This is a genomic window from Vibrio sp., from assembly GCF_047973365.1.
Classification (GTDB): Bacteria; Pseudomonadota; Gammaproteobacteria; order Enterobacterales; family Vibrionaceae; genus Vibrio.
The window spans coordinates 38,736-52,769 of record NZ_JBKEBW010000026.1; the positions used below are offsets into that span (position 1 = coordinate 38,736).

A 14,034-nucleotide genomic window follows, 5' to 3' on the forward strand; every position below is an offset into this window, starting at 1 on the left:
AGGCTGCCTTTTGGGTTTGGTTGTTAGCTTAGATTAAAGCGCAGCAATCGTCGCTTTCTGCTCTGCTAACTTCGCTAGAGTGTCTTTGTAACCTTCCAGCTTTTCACGCTCTTTGGTGATAACCGCTTCAGGCGCTTTCGCAACGAAGCCTTCGTTACCTAGCTTACCCTCGATGCGTTTGATTTCGCCTTCGGTTTTCGCCACTTCTTTCGCTAGACGAGCCAATTCTGCATCTTTATCGATCAGACCAGCCATTGGGATCATCAGCTCAGATTTTGCTACCAGTGCCGTTGCACATGCCGGTGTGGTTTCACCCGCGGCAAGCACGCGAACACTTTCCAGTTTCGCTAAAGAAACCAGTACTTGTTTGTTCGCTTCAAGACGTGCAGCATCTTGCTCGTTGGCAACTTTCAACATCACTTCAAGCGGTTTACCTGGGTTGATGTCGTACTCTGCGCGTAGGTTACGAATCGCAGTAATAAAGGTTTTCACCCATTCGATGTCATCTAGCGCTTCTTGGTTGAAGTTCGCAGCATCGTACTGAGGTAGAGCCTGTAGCATTATAGTGTCGCCTTCAACACCGTCTACTAGCGGCTTGATGCTTTGCCAGATAGTTTCAGTGATGTACGGCAATACTGGGTGAGCCAGACGCAGAGTTTTCTCTAGTACTGTGATTAGCGTGCGACGTGTTGCGCGTTGCTGCGCTTCGATGCCTTTCCACAATACTGGTTTAGTCAGCTCTAGGTACCAGTCACAGAATTGGTTCCAGATGAATTCGTACAGCGTGTTTGCTGCCATATCCAGACGGTAGTTGTCGATGTGCTCGTTGAACGCTTTTGCTGCTAGTTCAAATTGAGACTCGATCCACTTATCCGCTAGAGAGTATTCAAGCTCTGCACCTGCTGCGAAACCACAATCTTGCTCTTCTGTATTCATCATTACGTAACGGCTTGCGTTCCATAGTTTGTTACAGAAGTTGCGGTAACCTTCAAGACGCTTCATATCCCAGTTGATATCGCGACCTGTTGAAGCCATTGCTGCTAGAGTAAAGCGTAGTGCGTCAGTACCGTATGGTTCGATACCGTTTTCGAATGTTTTGCGTGTATTTTTCTCGATCTTCGCAGCAAGTTGCGGTTGCATCATGTTACCAGTACGCTTAGTTACTAGTGACTCAAGATCAATACCATCGATCATATCGATAGGATCCAGCACGTTACCTTTCGATTTCGACATCTTGTCGCCGTTTTCGTCACGGATAAGACCTGTCACGTAAACGGTCTTAAATGGAACTTGAGGTTTGCCGTCTTCATCTTTGATGAAGTGCATGGTCATCATGATCATACGAGCAACCCAGAAGAAGATGATGTCAAAACCTGTCACCAATACTTCTGATGGGTGGAATACTTTCAGTGCGTCTGTTTTCTCTGGCCAGCCAAGAGTGCCGAACGTCCAAAGCGCAGAAGAGAACCAAGTATCCAGAACGTCTTCGTCTTGGTTTAGTGCAACATCCGCTGGGATATTGTTGTCTGCGCGAACTTCTTCTTCTGTACGACCAACGTATACGTTGCCTTCTGCATCATACCAAGCTGGAATACGGTGACCCCACCATAGTTGGCGAGAGATACACCAGTCTTGAATATCACGCATCCAAGAGAAGTACATGTTTTCGTATTGCTTAGGTACGAACTGAATGTCGCCGTTTTCAACCGCTTCAACAGCTGGCTTGGCAAGAATAGCTGCGCGCACATACCATTGGTCAGTTAGCATTGGCTCGATAACTACGCCACCACGGTCACCGTAAGGAACGGTTAGATCGTGATCTTTGATTTCGTCTAGTAAGCCAAGCTCTTCAAATTCAGCAACGATAGCTTTACGTGCAGCAAAACGCTCCATACCTTGGTATTTAGCTGGAAGTTCAGTGCTGTATGCGTCGCTCGCTTCACCGTTTGAGTTGAATACTTCCGCAGCACTACGCACGTTAGCATTAAAAGTGAAGATGTTGATCATTGGAAGCTGGTGGCGCTTACCGACTTCATAGTCGTTGAAGTCGTGCGCAGGTGTGATTTTCACACAACCGGTACCTTTTTCCATATCGGCGTGCTCGTCACCCACGATAGGGATGCGACGACCAACGATAGGAAGAATAATTTCTTTACCGATAAGATCTTTGTAACGAGGGTCTTCTGGGTTTACTGCAACACCTGTATCACCAAGCATGGTTTCTGGACGAGTGGTTGCAACAACAATGTAGTCTTTACCGTCAGCAGTCTTAACACCATCAGCTAGAGGGTAACGGAAGTGCCACATGTTGCCTTTAACGTCTTTGTTTTCAACTTCAAGATCAGAAATTGCTGTGTGTAGCTTTGGATCCCAGTTAACCAGACGTTTACCACGATAGATAAGATCATCTTTGTATAGACGAACGAACACTTCCTGAACCGCTTTGTAGAAGCCGTCATCCATAGTGAAACGTTCACGATCCCAGTCAACCGATGCACCTAAGCGACGAAGCTGTTTAGTGATTGTGCCACCAGACTCGTTTTTCCATTGCCAAATTTTATCGATGAATGCGTCACGGCCGTAATCGTGCTTGGTTTTGTCTTCTTCTGCTGCGATCTTACGCTCAACAACCATTTGAGTTGCGATACCAGCGTGGTCTGTACCCACTTGCCAAAGGGTGTTTTTACCCTTCATGCGTTGGCAACGAATCAAGGTATCCATAATGGTATCTTGGAATGCGTGACCCATGTGAAGGCTACCAGTGACGTTCGGTGGTGGGATCATGATGCTGTATGCGTCTTTTGATGTGTCACCGTGAGGCTTAAAGTAGCCTTTTTCTTCCCAAGTCTTATACAGATCTTGTTCGATTGATGTTGGGTTGTATGTCTTTTCCATAGTGCTCTTAAATGGATACTTTGATGGTTAATTTAAGTTCTATATTTGGGTAAATCGCTATAAGTGAGTTCTCTTGAGTAAGAGAGCTTAACTATAAGGATGAACCTTTATTGTTATCCCGTTAGATTTAGGGATACTGGATTTCAATGGTCTGCAATTGATAACCAGCCTGGCGATACAACTTATAACGTTCACGCGCCAATTGTTTTGCTTTTTCTTCGCAGGGGACGAAGTCTACCACCTCTGTGAAGGCGTTCGCAAAGGTTGTATGATTATCGGCCAAATTTATTGCCAGCTGGCGATTCCAGGAAGGTTTTACGCCTACATGGCCAATTTCGATATGAGTGCCGTATTTCGGTCCTTCTCCCACTAGATTATGGGCAACAAAATCGCCCGGTGCCACTTGCCAAAAACATTCAGCAATGCTTTCAGCATGGGATTTATCCCCACATTGTACGTACACCTTAGCTCCCTGACGTGAAAAATGTTGGCAGAGATAAACCACATAGTTATTAAACCCTTGTGCAGAGCTTTGAGGACTATCTTGTTTGATGATGTAAAAAGTTGCTGTAGGCATGTGTATCGAACCGTATTACTAAAAAAGGGCCTTGCGGCCCTTTTTATCAAGGAGGATTATTCCTCGATCTCCTGACCACTGCGATTGAGCAAGAACTGGACAAGCATTGAGACCGGACGACCGGTAGACCCTTTCGCTGCGCCTGATTTCCAAGCAGTACCTGCAATATCTAAGTGTGCCCAGTTGTATTTTTTGGCGAACTTAGACAGGAAACAACCCGCGGTAATAGCACCACCCGGGCGACCACCGATGTTGGCCATGTCAGCAAATGGACTCTTTAGTTGTTCGTGGTATTCGTCAGCCATTGGCAGACGCCATGCGCGATCACTGGCTTGCTCGGAAGCATTGACAAGTTCGTGAGCTAGAGGGTTGTGGTTTGATACCACGCCACTGATGTGGTGGCCCAATGCGATAACACACGCACCAGTCAGCGTTGCTACATCAACAACGCAGTCTGGCTCGAAGCGCTCAACGTAAGTCAGTGCATCACAAAGCACCAAACGGCCTTCCGCATCGGTATTTAACACTTCAACCGTTTGACCTGACATAGTGGTTAAGATGTCACCTGGACGGTAAGCATTACCCCCCGGCATGTTTTCACAGCCTGCCAGAACACCAATGACGTTGATGGGTAGATTGAGTTTCGCTAGTGCCTTCATTGTGCCAAATACAGATGCGGCACCACACATGTCGTACTTCATCTCATCCATGCCTTCGCCTGGTTTAAGAGAAATACCGCCTGAATCGAATGTTAAGCCTTTACCCACAAGAACAATCGGTTTTGCTTCTGGGTCAGGATTGCCCTTGTACTCAATGATAGACATCATAGATTCGTTTTTCGAACCACGACCAACCGCTAGGTATGAACTCATACCCAGTTTTTCCATCTCTTCTTCGCCGATAATTTTTGTTGTTACGGTTTGGTAATCGTCTGCAAGGCGACGGGCCTGAGAAGCCAAGTAAGCTGGGTTTGCTACGTTTGGTGGCATGTTACCCAAATCTTTACAAGCTTTCACACCTGATGAAACTGCCAAACCGTGTGCAATTGCACGCTCACCTAGACTTAACTCACGGCGGGTGGGTACGTTGAATACCAGCTTGCGCAATGGACGACGAGTTTCAGGCTTGATAGTTTTGAATTGGTCAAAAGTGTAGAGACCGTCTTTGGTGGCTTCAACTGCTTGACGAACTTTCCAGTAAGTATCGCGACCTTTTACATGTAACTCAGTCAAAAAGCACACCGCTTCCATTGAACCTGTTTCGTTCAAAGTACTGATGGTTTTTTGGATGATTTCTTTGTATTGTCGCTCACCTAGTTCGCGCTCTTTACCGCAACCAACTAGTAATACGCGCTCAGAAAGAACACCTGGAACTTGATGCAGAAGTAGCATCTGGCCCGGTTTACCTTCTAGGTCACCACGGCGAAGTAGTGAACTAATATAGCCGTCGCTGATCTTATCGAGCTGTTCTGCGACTGGAGAAAGGCGACGTGGTTCGAATACCCCAACAACAATACATGCACTGCGTTGTTTTTCAGGGCTACCACTTTTAACACTGAACTCCATGCGTACTCCTACATCTTGAAGACAAATAGAACTAAATGTTAGATAATGCATCTACACTTGTTGAATCCTTATCAGGATTACCTCTTTGTTAAGTGTACTAACAGTTAGTCAAAAATTAAAAAAATAAAAGATTCAACGAGAAATTATAGTGATTCCATCAAAAAAACAAGTTTTGTATAGGTAATTTCAGCGTGATTATTGTTAGATATTTGATCCGCGAAACACTAAAGAGTCAATTTGCGATATTTTTCGTACTATTTTTAGTGTTTTTAAGCCAAAAATTTATTCGCGTTTTGGCTGATGCTTCCGACGGTGAAATTCCAGCTCGAATGATTTTATCCATTGTTGGCTTAAACATGCCTGCAATGGGGTTACTCATGCTGCCTTTAAGTCTCTATATTGGGATTCTGCTTACTTTTGGTCGATTATATGCTGAAAGTGAGATTACCGTTATGAATGCAACAGGCATCGGTAACAAATTCTTAGTCCGCGCTGCGCTTTATCTGGCTGTGATTACCGCGAGCGTCGCTGCCTTTAACTCTATGTGGCTTTCACCATGGAGTCAGGACAAAGTTGAATCCATGATGGAACAATTGGCTTCAGAGAACAGTGTCGACTTGTTGCAAAAAGGACAGTTTCAACGTTCTCCTGATGGCTCTTCAGTCGTTTTCATCGATAATATTGAAAATCGTAAATTATCTAATGTGTTTGTAGCACAGCTAGCACCACGTGAATCAATTCTTCCAAGTGTGATGTTTTCTAACTACGGCAACGTAAAAGAGTTAAGTGATGGTCGACAAATGATCACTATGTATGAAGGGACTCGTTATGAAGGTGTGCCGACACGTGTTGATTACATGGTGACTAAGTTTGATGAATACGAAGGTTTGATTGGTCAACGCGAAGTAAAGCAAAAAGGTCGAGATTGGGAGGCTATGTCAACTTTAGAACTGCTTAAAAATAGCAGTCCGGAAGCTCAGGCAGAGCTTCAATGGCGAGCTTCATTGGTGGTCTGTATCCCGCTATTAACTATGTTGGTGGTGCCTTTATCGGCAGTTAATCCACGGCAGGGGCGTTTTGCCAAGATGGGGCCAGCAATACTCATTTACCTTACTTATTTCTTAGCAATTAGTGCGACTAAATCGGCGATTGAAGATGGTAGTATTCCTTCGATTATTGGTATGTGGCCGATAAATGCGCTGCTGTTACTAGCCGCGATTGCTGCCAACTTAATGGATAGTGTTACGGTGAGAAGAGTGAAAGACAAATTTAAACAGAAGAAAAAGGTAGCCTAGGCCGTGTTTAAAATTTTGGATTGGTATATCGGACGAACAATCATAGCCACGAGCACCTTGGTTCTGGTTACTTTTGTCGGTTTGTCTGGAATTATCAAATACGTAGAACAACTGCGTAAGGTGGGCAGTGGTACCTACGACTTGGTTCAAGCGCTACTGTTTGTGTTACTCAGTGCTCCTCGCGATATTGAAATGTTTTTCCCAATGGCGGCTTTATTAGGTGCACTTATCGGTTTAGGCGCATTAGCTGCTAGCTCTGAGCTGGTTGTTATGCAAGCCGCAGGGTTTTCCAAACTAGACATTGGATTATCGGTTTTAAAAACGGCTGTTCCTCTCATGATTATCGTTACTCTTTTAGGGGAATGGGGTGCTCCACAGGCTCAGAAAATGGCGCGAGATCTGCGTTCATTCGCGACTTCCGGCGGTAAAATTCTATCTGTTCGCACCGGTGTATGGGCTAGAGATGCGAACGATTTTATTTTCATTGCTAAGATAGATGACAACCATTTATACGGCATGAATATGTGGCGTTTTGATGAGAGTAAGCAATTGCGTCAGGTGTATTTTGCTAAGCAAGCTGACTATATCGGTGAAAATGATTGGGTAATGAAAGATGTTCAAGTTACCGATATGAACGATGATATTGTGATTTCAAAACAGTCTCTGCCTGAATATCGGTGGCAAACGGCTTTGGCTCCGGATAAATTAGCGGTAGTAACGGTGAAGCCGGAAGAGCTTGCGTTAAGTGGTCTTTATGATTATGTGCACTACCTAAAGGCTTCGGAACAAGACGCATCTCGTTATGAATTAGCTTTTTGGCGCAAAATTTCTCAACCATTCTCTATCGCAGTAATGATGCTAATGGCTCTATCATTCATATTTGGTCCGCTGCGAAGTGTCACTATGGGGGCTAGAATTTTGTCTGGTGTAATTGCCGGTTTCACTTTCTATATCTCTAGTGAGTTCTTTGGTCCACTCAGTTTGGTCTATCGCATTCCGCCCGTTTTTGGTGCCATTGCGCCAAGCTTAGTTTTCTTAACTGTGGCCTTATTGCTGTTAAGACGAAAACTCTAAATAAAAAAGAAGGCTTAGCCTTCTTTTTACGGTTTAAATCTTGAGAAGCAGTGTTAACGGACTTTCGGTAATACAACAACTTCTGTCTTTGCCCACATATCTTGGAAACTGCGCTTTTGAGGATCAATCAAAACCGTTAGGTTGCCTAAGCCAAAACATGAAGTTGCAAGTCGAATCAGTGCTTGTGTAATGGTAATACTGTTCCCGTCGGTATTGCGGACAACAATCTTCCACGCTCTCATCCCTAAAGTTTGTCCAGCTCGCGTCCAGAAATAGACGAAAAAATAAATCCAGGCGAATGCTAGATAAATAGTATAAACAGAGCTCCAAATTGGGTGACCGGTTAATAAATCGCTAGCATCTTTATAGGGTGCATAATTCATTAATCCCGCCGCCACAAATGCTTCCATAATGGCTACCACAATACCACCTGCAATCATCAGTATGGCCATAACAATCAATGAATCATAAATTAAAGCACCTAAACGGCGAAAGAAGCCAGCGGTTGGCAAAGTAGTTGTATTCATAACGAGCGTGTATTCCTAATTAGATGGCCGCAAGGATATAGCTTGCAATCAGTGCTGAAAAGAGAGCAAGTGCACAGGTTCGGTTTTTATGGCTAAATATTCAGCAAACGATTTTGTTTTCAATATATTGCTATTGCGCCGGTTAGTTTCTTACGTATAATGCCAAACATCAAAGGCAATAGCCTAGATGCCGGTATGGTGAAATTGGTATACACGACGGATTCAAAATCCGTTGCCTTCGGGCGTGGCGGTTCAAGTCCGCCTACCGGTACCATATTTAAGATGAAGACGTCCTAAGACGTCTTTTTTCGTTTTATAGCCCCTTGAAAAATCAATACCTTAGTTTCGAGAGTGTCGAAGAGGTATTGTTGCAGCCAGTAATTTATGTACCATAGGATGTACCACAGTTTCCTATGGGACTTGAATCGATGGCAAAAATCGTAACCCCTTTAACTAATACTCAAGTACAACAAGCCAAGTCTAAAGAGAAAGATTATTCCTTGTCTGATGGAAAAGGTTTGCAACTGAGAGTTTTTACCAATGGTAAGAAAAAATGGGTTTTAAAATACCAAGTCCCTGTAACTAAGACTCGTACCAACATTTCACTGGGATCTTATCCCGAGGTGACTTTATCCCAAGCGAGAAAATCGAGAGATGATGCTAGAAAGTTACTTGCCGAAGGTATCGACCCAAAAGCTCACAAGTTGGCATTAGAGCAATCTAAACTTAATGAGCTCACTAACACTTTTGCAGCGTTCGCTGATGAATACCTAGCTATCAAGAAAGAAACTACCGTTATCACGACATATAACAAACGTGCTCGAATGGTGGAGAAATATTTAAGACCTGCAGTTGGCCATGTGCCGGTGATAGATATTAAGCCAATGTTGATGAAAGGTGTTCTCGACCCGATTGCTAAGCAAGGCAAGATAGAAACGGTCAAACGTATTTGTATCATTGCAAATGAGATCATGCGTATTGCTGTGGTTAATGGCGCCATTGAATTTAATCCCCTGGTTGAACTCACTAAGCTCTATCCATCCCAGAAAGTGAAACATAATCCTGCCCTTAGTCCCGAAGAACTCCCCGAACTCGTTGCCTCCATCGATAATGCCAACCTATCAACTACGACCAGAAACCTTATTTTGTGGCAACTTCATACCATGGTTAGACCTAGTGAAGCGGCAACAGCTAAATGGTCACAGATTGATTTTGATGAAATGGTTTGGGTTGTTCCGGTACCTAAGATGCACACTACTCACACGGTACCTATTACTCCTCAGGCTTTGAGCATTATTGAAAACATGAAGCCAATTTCTGGCCATAGAGAATATATTTTCCCTGCAGACCGTAACCCTAAGACTCATGCCAACACCCAGACTGCGAACGCAGCTCTTAAGCGTATGGGCTTTAAAGACAGGACTACAGCTCATGGTTTACGTGGTCTTGCGAGTACGACATTAAATGCTCAGGGTTTTGATGGTGATGTTATCGAGAGCGCATTATCACACCAAGAACCAAACAAGATCAGGCGAGCGTATAACCATTCCGACTATTTGGAACGAAGAAAGCCGGTTATGTGCTGGTGGAGTGATCGTATTGAACAAGCCAGCAAAGGCGAAACATTAAAGGTTGGTATTCGAGGTTTGAGAATAGCTTAATCATTCAATTTAAGAGGATGTGACATCGTGAATAAAAAGCTAATTAATAATATTGAGTACTGCAGCATAGATCGTGCGGCTAAGTTATTGGAATGCGAAAGTGAAGATATAGAGCATTTCTTAACTATTGGCGCTATTGGTGCCTATGTCTTCATGATGGGACAGGAAAGCAACTCAGATTTAATATTTGGCTCTAAGTTCATGTTCATGGACAGTGAGAATATTAGCAACTATTTAGATGAAGCTATCAGCACTGAAATGTCATATGCCGATATAAAGTCTTTAGATTATTCCCATTCTAGTGCAACTGCTCATGTATCAGCTTATCTTGAGGGGCTTTGGCGCATTGTAGATTTATCGACGACGGCAAATTTAATTCATGGAAATGAAGATAAAGACTCACGGTTGCGACCAGCTTCACGAGATGGGGAACTTATCTACGAACAACCAATTTCTAAAATTGGAGAGGATACTATTTTTGTATATGGATTTAATGCACCTAATCTAGATAAATCGTGTATTCGAATAATCGGCTCCGATTTACGCAAGTTATATGGATCTTTGTATGGTGATAGTGGCGAACTACAGAATGTTCACAACAATGAGAAGTTGAGACATCAAGCTAACCAAAATAAAACCAGTGACTCAAAGTTGTCTAAGTCTGGAGATGAAGCAAAATTAAAAGCAATTGGAGCATTAGCCTTTATTCTTGCAGATGAAAAAGCGGCTTATAGGAAAGGTGGTAAGCCTAATGCCAGTTCAATAGGTAATAAAATTCAAGAGATATTGAAGTCTTTTGATAACAGCATTACTTCTGAAATTCGTAAAGATATATCAACTGGTTACGATTATTTTATGAAAGAAGTTTATAAAGAGACAGAACAATAACTTTTGGGGATTACCCAAATTTTATTGGGGATTACCCACTGTTTTTATATACAGTCCGTTAGCCTTGCCCTTGTCGAATATAACGAAATAGACGAGGGCAACATGACAGAACAAGCAAACACCAAACGACGCCTAATGCGCATGATTGAAGTAATTCGCATGACAGGCTTATCCCGTAGCTCCATCTATGACCGCATGAATGCCGGTCTATTCCCTAAATCTGTATCTCTTGGTTGCCGTTCTGTGGCTTGGGTTGAATCCGAGGTTATGGAATGGGTTGAAAATCAAATCGCTCAACGTGATGAGGTTAGTGCATGAGCGAAGCTAACCAACATGAAGAGCTCTATTCCGTTCCCCAACTTGAACAACTACTTGATCGCAACCGTATAACGATTTGGCGCTGGTGGAAGAAACATAAGATATTTCCATCCCCTTTGTTAGTTAACGGTCGTGCTGTTGGTTGGAGAAAGAGCGATGTTGATCTATGGATTCGTGGAGAGTGGAAACATGTCTAATGAATCGTTACCGGCTCAAATACAACCGCTTAATTGTATCGGTAGTGGGGCGGTCAAAATTGAGCATATCCCTTTTACTAACTCTGAATTTGGTCAGTTGAATGTTTTACCTGGTGAAGATGGCCAGATATGGTTCATTGCAAATGAAGTTGCTCAGGCACTTGGTTATAAACGTCCAAGAGACGCAATACGTAAGTTAGTTAAAGATAAAAACAAGGGGGCGGTGAATTGGCGCTCCCCTGGTGGAACACAGGAAGTGACAACCATCAATGAATCTGGTCTGTATTCGTTGATCATGCGCTCTAAGCTGGCAAAGGCAGAAGAGTTTCAGGAATGGGTAACTGGTGAAGTTCTACCATCTATTCGTAAACATGGTGGTTATACAGCAGGACAGGAAGAACTTAGCCCAGAAGAACTCATGGCTAAAGCTGTACTGGTGGCTGAAAGTCGGATACAAGAGCAAGAGCTTGAGAATAAGCGCTTAAATTCGGCTTTATCTGACCTTTCTACTCAATTAGCCTCAGGTATCACACCACCAGCGTTTTGTATGCAGTTGAACGGAGTTAACACTCAGGAAGTTCAAGGTGCTTTAGTTCGCTTGGGAATACTTATCCGTGAAAGACACGGGTTTCGTCCATCGGCGCCATACCGAAACAAAGCCTTTGAATGTACTTCATACGAATACGCACCGGGCAAAAGAAATTACACATCACTCGTTACACCAAGTGGCGCTTTTTTGCTGTACAAGCTGTACAGAAACGGCAAGTTACCCATGCGTAAGGACTGGAACGGGAGCTACACCACCAGCCAGCTAACTAAAGAGCAGATCACAGCCCACCAGCCTAAACCGGATATCTAGCAATGGGCTGCCTAAATTTTAGGAGACCCCTTTAGTTAACTCTCGCAATGAGATAGTTCCTCAATTTGAGGTACTTAACAGGCCAAATATGATGACAAATACAATATATGCGATTCATTCGCAGGGGTTCGGCTTGCCCAAATTCAGCCTAAGCAGATTGACAGTAGTTATTGAATACGTTTATTCTCTCCTTGCTGCGGCAAAATCCGTAGCCGGGATTAGCCTCCTGTTTTATCATAAGGCGCATAGTCGCCAGCACTTTGATGTAGCTGGTTTTTTTATGCGTACAATCTGCACACATTTTTGTAATTCCTTGGGGGAGTTACATCAAAATTATGGTGGGCTGGTTGAGGGCGCTTCGGCGCGCCGTTTCCTTATGAGCGGTAAGGCTAACCTTGATCAGTCCACCACCAATAAGATTAGCCTCTTAGGTGGTGGTTATAAAAATCATCATAAGGAGGCGGTCATCATGACTACTACCCCTACCCAAGCTGTAACCACAGCAATGATCTACACATTCATTATCGCTGGTGGCGTTCGTGCGCTGTCTGATTTCAAACGTATTCGTACCGTATCTTTAGTAGCTCAATCTGAGCCACTAGCCCGTAAGCAATTATCTGGCATGCCTTTGGTCTTTGTTTCCCGTACTCCTAGCCGTTCTATGGGGGTGACAGCATGAAACCAAGTAAAGGTAATCAATTCATCGGCTTTGTTAATTTGGTTTGTGATCAGTTGCCGACTAGCCACCATACCGCTGAAAACATCGATAAGTGGAAATCTCTTAGGGAAAGTTATTGCCAAGCAATGAACGAGTCACGCCCTGATATCTATCTGCAATTCTGGTCAGGTAATAAGAGCCAAGAGTGTGAGTCTATTGAGGTTTGGTTTGACGATGATTCAGTAGTGAAGATGGAAGACGATAGCTTTGTATTGTTTGAAGCTAAGGAACGGCTATGAATGAACCTACACATAGTTTCAAGGCGGCTCAATGGGACTTTTTTGATAAAGCTAAGCTTATGATCAATGGTGGGAATAACCGCTACTTTCTTCAGACGTTGGTTCGATATGCCAATAATGAAAATTCGTGCTGGCGCACAGTAGAAACACTTTCCTATGAGATGGGAATAGGTGAGAAAACTGTGCGGAGGGCTATTAAGTATTTAGAAGATTTAGACCTCATAGTCGTTATTCGAAAGCGAACCCGAGAGGGAAGATCACACCCTAATGTTTATGTCCTAAACATGGAAAATGAACAACTCCATGCGGTCACTGTGACCGATACTCAGTCGTTAGATACGGTCACTATGACCACAACTAACGGTTTTGATGCGGTCACTATGACCGAAGCCTGTGGACAACTTTCAAAAAATGAAGCTAAAAAAATCGGAGATACGGTCACACAGTCCCCTGAGATACGGTCACACAGTCCACGAGATGCGGTCACAGTGACCGACAAATATAAAGTAAATATAAATAAGAATATAAATACGGGGGTCGAAAGCGAAAACACGCTTATCGACAAGCAGCCTAATAATTTTGTTTTTGATATTTCAGAAACGGACGTTCTCAACTTCTGGACTTACATCAAGGGATTTGTAAAGCGGAAATACAACCGTAAGTTGAGTGCCACACCAAACGAGGCTGATTGTGATGCAATTCGATGGGGGATGGATGAGTTCGCTATTGATACAAACTCGAAGGATGACTGTTTGAGTCTATGCGAATTTGTACATCAGGAACTTGGTGAGCCAGACAAAGTGTTTAATCCAATCATGAGGCTTCAAATGGCTGCTAAAGCGCATCCACAAGGAACGATGAGGTTCTTTGAAAAATATATTGATAGTCCACTGTTATCGTGAATTTGACTTAAATCACTAATTTTACATGATAGTTGTTTCATTTAATTTCATTGAATTTCATCAATAAGAATTAGCTTGAATTAGACAAAATCTGCTGCTTACATACAATAAATCATGTTTATTTACACAGGGGTTTTGTTATGCGAGGAAAGCAACTTCAGCCAACAGTGAAAGAGCTACGCGAGTACATCGAGAAGCTTAAAGAAAAGGCTAATCAGGGCGATATGCAAGCAATTTGCAAACTAATTGATTTGAATAAACATCGTATTCAGTTGACTGAGCCAGAACCAGAGCTTACTCGTGAGCAGGAATTGTGGCA

General features: G+C 43.4%; 14 protein-coding genes and 1 tRNA gene. 11 read left to right on the forward strand and 4 right to left on the reverse strand.

Annotated features, from left to right (window positions below):
* Positions 1-33: 33 nt before the first annotated feature.
* The 3 genes from ACK5MF_RS04405 to pepA all read right to left on the reverse strand — a co-directional run bounded on the left by ACK5MF_RS04405 (position 34) and on the right by pepA (position 5,037).
* Complete coding sequence (locus tag ACK5MF_RS04405; protein ID WP_416919740.1) at positions 34-2,895, reverse strand: valine--tRNA ligase; 2,862 nt, start codon at positions 2,893-2,895, stop codon at positions 34-36.
* 127 nt (positions 2,896-3,022) lie between these two features.
* Positions 3,023-3,472: a DNA polymerase III subunit chi gene (locus tag ACK5MF_RS04410; protein WP_416919742.1), complete on the reverse strand. Its 450-nt coding sequence runs from the start codon at positions 3,470-3,472 to the stop codon at positions 3,023-3,025.
* A 56-nt stretch (positions 3,473-3,528) separates the two neighbouring features.
* Positions 3,529-5,037 carry a leucyl aminopeptidase gene (pepA, locus tag ACK5MF_RS04415; protein WP_416919744.1) on the reverse strand — a complete coding sequence of 503 codons (1,509 nt, stop codon included), beginning with the start codon at positions 5,035-5,037 and terminating at the stop codon, positions 3,529-3,531.
* Between the two features lie 191 nt (positions 5,038-5,228).
* On the opposite strand from pepA, the gene lptF reads away from it, so the two are divergent.
* Complete coding sequence (gene lptF, locus ACK5MF_RS04420; protein ID WP_416919746.1) at positions 5,229-6,332, forward strand: LPS export ABC transporter permease LptF; 1,104 nt, start codon at positions 5,229-5,231, stop codon at positions 6,330-6,332.
* Between the two features lie 3 nt (positions 6,333-6,335).
* The gene (lptG, locus tag ACK5MF_RS04425; protein ID WP_416919748.1) at positions 6,336-7,406 is read left to right on the forward strand and encodes an LPS export ABC transporter permease LptG; all 1,071 of its coding nucleotides are present in this window, start codon (positions 6,336-6,338) and stop codon (positions 7,404-7,406) included.
* A gap of 53 nt (positions 7,407-7,459) precedes the next feature.
* Here lptG and ACK5MF_RS04430 read toward each other — a convergent pair whose 3' ends face one another.
* Positions 7,460-7,933, reverse strand: coding sequence for an RDD family protein (locus ACK5MF_RS04430; RefSeq protein WP_416919750.1), 474 nt, complete (start codon positions 7,931-7,933; stop codon positions 7,460-7,462).
* A gap of 189 nt (positions 7,934-8,122) precedes the next feature.
* Here ACK5MF_RS04430 and ACK5MF_RS04435 point away from each other — a divergent pair.
* The 9 genes from ACK5MF_RS04435 to ACK5MF_RS04475 all read left to right on the forward strand — a co-directional run bounded on the left by ACK5MF_RS04435 (position 8,123) and on the right by ACK5MF_RS04475 (position 13,715).
* A tRNA-Leu gene (locus ACK5MF_RS04435) sits at positions 8,123-8,207 on the forward strand.
* A 154-nt stretch (positions 8,208-8,361) separates the two neighbouring features.
* Positions 8,362-9,594, forward strand: coding sequence for an integrase arm-type DNA-binding domain-containing protein (locus tag ACK5MF_RS04440; protein WP_416919752.1), 1,233 nt, complete (start codon positions 8,362-8,364; stop codon positions 9,592-9,594).
* A 27-nt stretch (positions 9,595-9,621) separates the two neighbouring features.
* Complete coding sequence (locus ACK5MF_RS04445) at positions 9,622-10,482, forward strand: hypothetical protein (RefSeq protein ID WP_416919754.1); 861 nt, start codon at positions 9,622-9,624, stop codon at positions 10,480-10,482.
* Positions 10,483-10,584: 102 nt separating this feature from the next.
* A complete protein-coding gene (locus ACK5MF_RS04450) occupies positions 10,585-10,800 on the forward strand; it encodes a helix-turn-helix transcriptional regulator (RefSeq protein WP_416919756.1) in 216 nt (71 codons plus the stop codon).
* The gene (locus tag ACK5MF_RS04455) at positions 10,797-10,997 is read left to right on the forward strand and encodes a helix-turn-helix transcriptional regulator (RefSeq protein WP_416919759.1); all 201 of its coding nucleotides are present in this window, start codon (positions 10,797-10,799) and stop codon (positions 10,995-10,997) included. The genes ACK5MF_RS04450 and ACK5MF_RS04455 overlap by 4 nt, the downstream gene beginning before the upstream one ends.
* Entirely contained in the window at positions 10,990-11,856 is an 867-nt protein-coding gene (locus ACK5MF_RS04460; protein WP_416919760.1) for a Bro-N domain-containing protein, read from the forward strand. Before ACK5MF_RS04455 ends, ACK5MF_RS04460 begins: the two co-directional genes overlap by 8 nt.
* 469 nt (positions 11,857-12,325) lie before the next feature.
* Entirely contained in the window at positions 12,326-12,535 is a 210-nt protein-coding gene (locus ACK5MF_RS04465) for a hypothetical protein (RefSeq protein ID WP_416919762.1), read from the forward strand.
* Entirely contained in the window at positions 12,532-12,813 is a 282-nt protein-coding gene (locus tag ACK5MF_RS04470; protein WP_416919764.1) for a hypothetical protein, read from the forward strand. Before ACK5MF_RS04465 ends, ACK5MF_RS04470 begins: the two co-directional genes overlap by 4 nt.
* Positions 12,810-13,715, forward strand: coding sequence for a helix-turn-helix domain-containing protein (locus tag ACK5MF_RS04475; protein ID WP_416919766.1), 906 nt, complete (start codon positions 12,810-12,812; stop codon positions 13,713-13,715). The genes ACK5MF_RS04470 and ACK5MF_RS04475 overlap by 4 nt, the downstream gene beginning before the upstream one ends.
* Positions 13,716-14,034 lie beyond the last annotated feature (319 nt).

What these genes read in the sequence shown, in the direction of transcription:
- ACK5MF_RS04465 (WP_416919762.1), top strand. Translation starts at nt 12,326, where the DNA reads ATGACTACTACCCCTACCCAAGCTGTAACCACAGCAATGATCTACACA.
- ACK5MF_RS04475 (WP_416919766.1), top strand. Translation starts at nt 12,810, where the DNA reads ATGAATGAACCTACACATAGTTTCAAGGCGGCTCAATGGGACTTTTTT.
- ACK5MF_RS04470 (WP_416919764.1), top strand. Translation starts at nt 12,532, where the DNA reads ATGAAACCAAGTAAAGGTAATCAATTCATCGGCTTTGTTAATTTGGTT.
- ACK5MF_RS04455 (WP_416919759.1), top strand. Translation starts at nt 10,797, where the DNA reads ATGAGCGAAGCTAACCAACATGAAGAGCTCTATTCCGTTCCCCAACTT.
- ACK5MF_RS04410 (WP_416919742.1), bottom strand. Translation starts at nt 3,472, where the DNA reads ATGCCTACAGCAACTTTTTACATCATCAAACAAGATAGTCCTCAAAGC.
- ACK5MF_RS04460 (WP_416919760.1), top strand. Translation starts at nt 10,990, where the DNA reads ATGTCTAATGAATCGTTACCGGCTCAAATACAACCGCTTAATTGTATC.
- ACK5MF_RS04450 (WP_416919756.1), top strand. Translation starts at nt 10,585, where the DNA reads ATGACAGAACAAGCAAACACCAAACGACGCCTAATGCGCATGATTGAA.
- pepA (WP_416919744.1), bottom strand. Translation starts at nt 5,037, where the DNA reads ATGGAGTTCAGTGTTAAAAGTGGTAGCCCTGAAAAACAACGCAGTGCA.
- ACK5MF_RS04440 (WP_416919752.1), top strand. Translation starts at nt 8,362, where the DNA reads ATGGCAAAAATCGTAACCCCTTTAACTAATACTCAAGTACAACAAGCC.
- ACK5MF_RS04430 (WP_416919750.1), bottom strand. Translation starts at nt 7,933, where the DNA reads ATGAATACAACTACTTTGCCAACCGCTGGCTTCTTTCGCCGTTTAGGT.
- ACK5MF_RS04405 (WP_416919740.1), bottom strand. Translation starts at nt 2,895, where the DNA reads ATGGAAAAGACATACAACCCAACATCAATCGAACAAGATCTGTATAAG.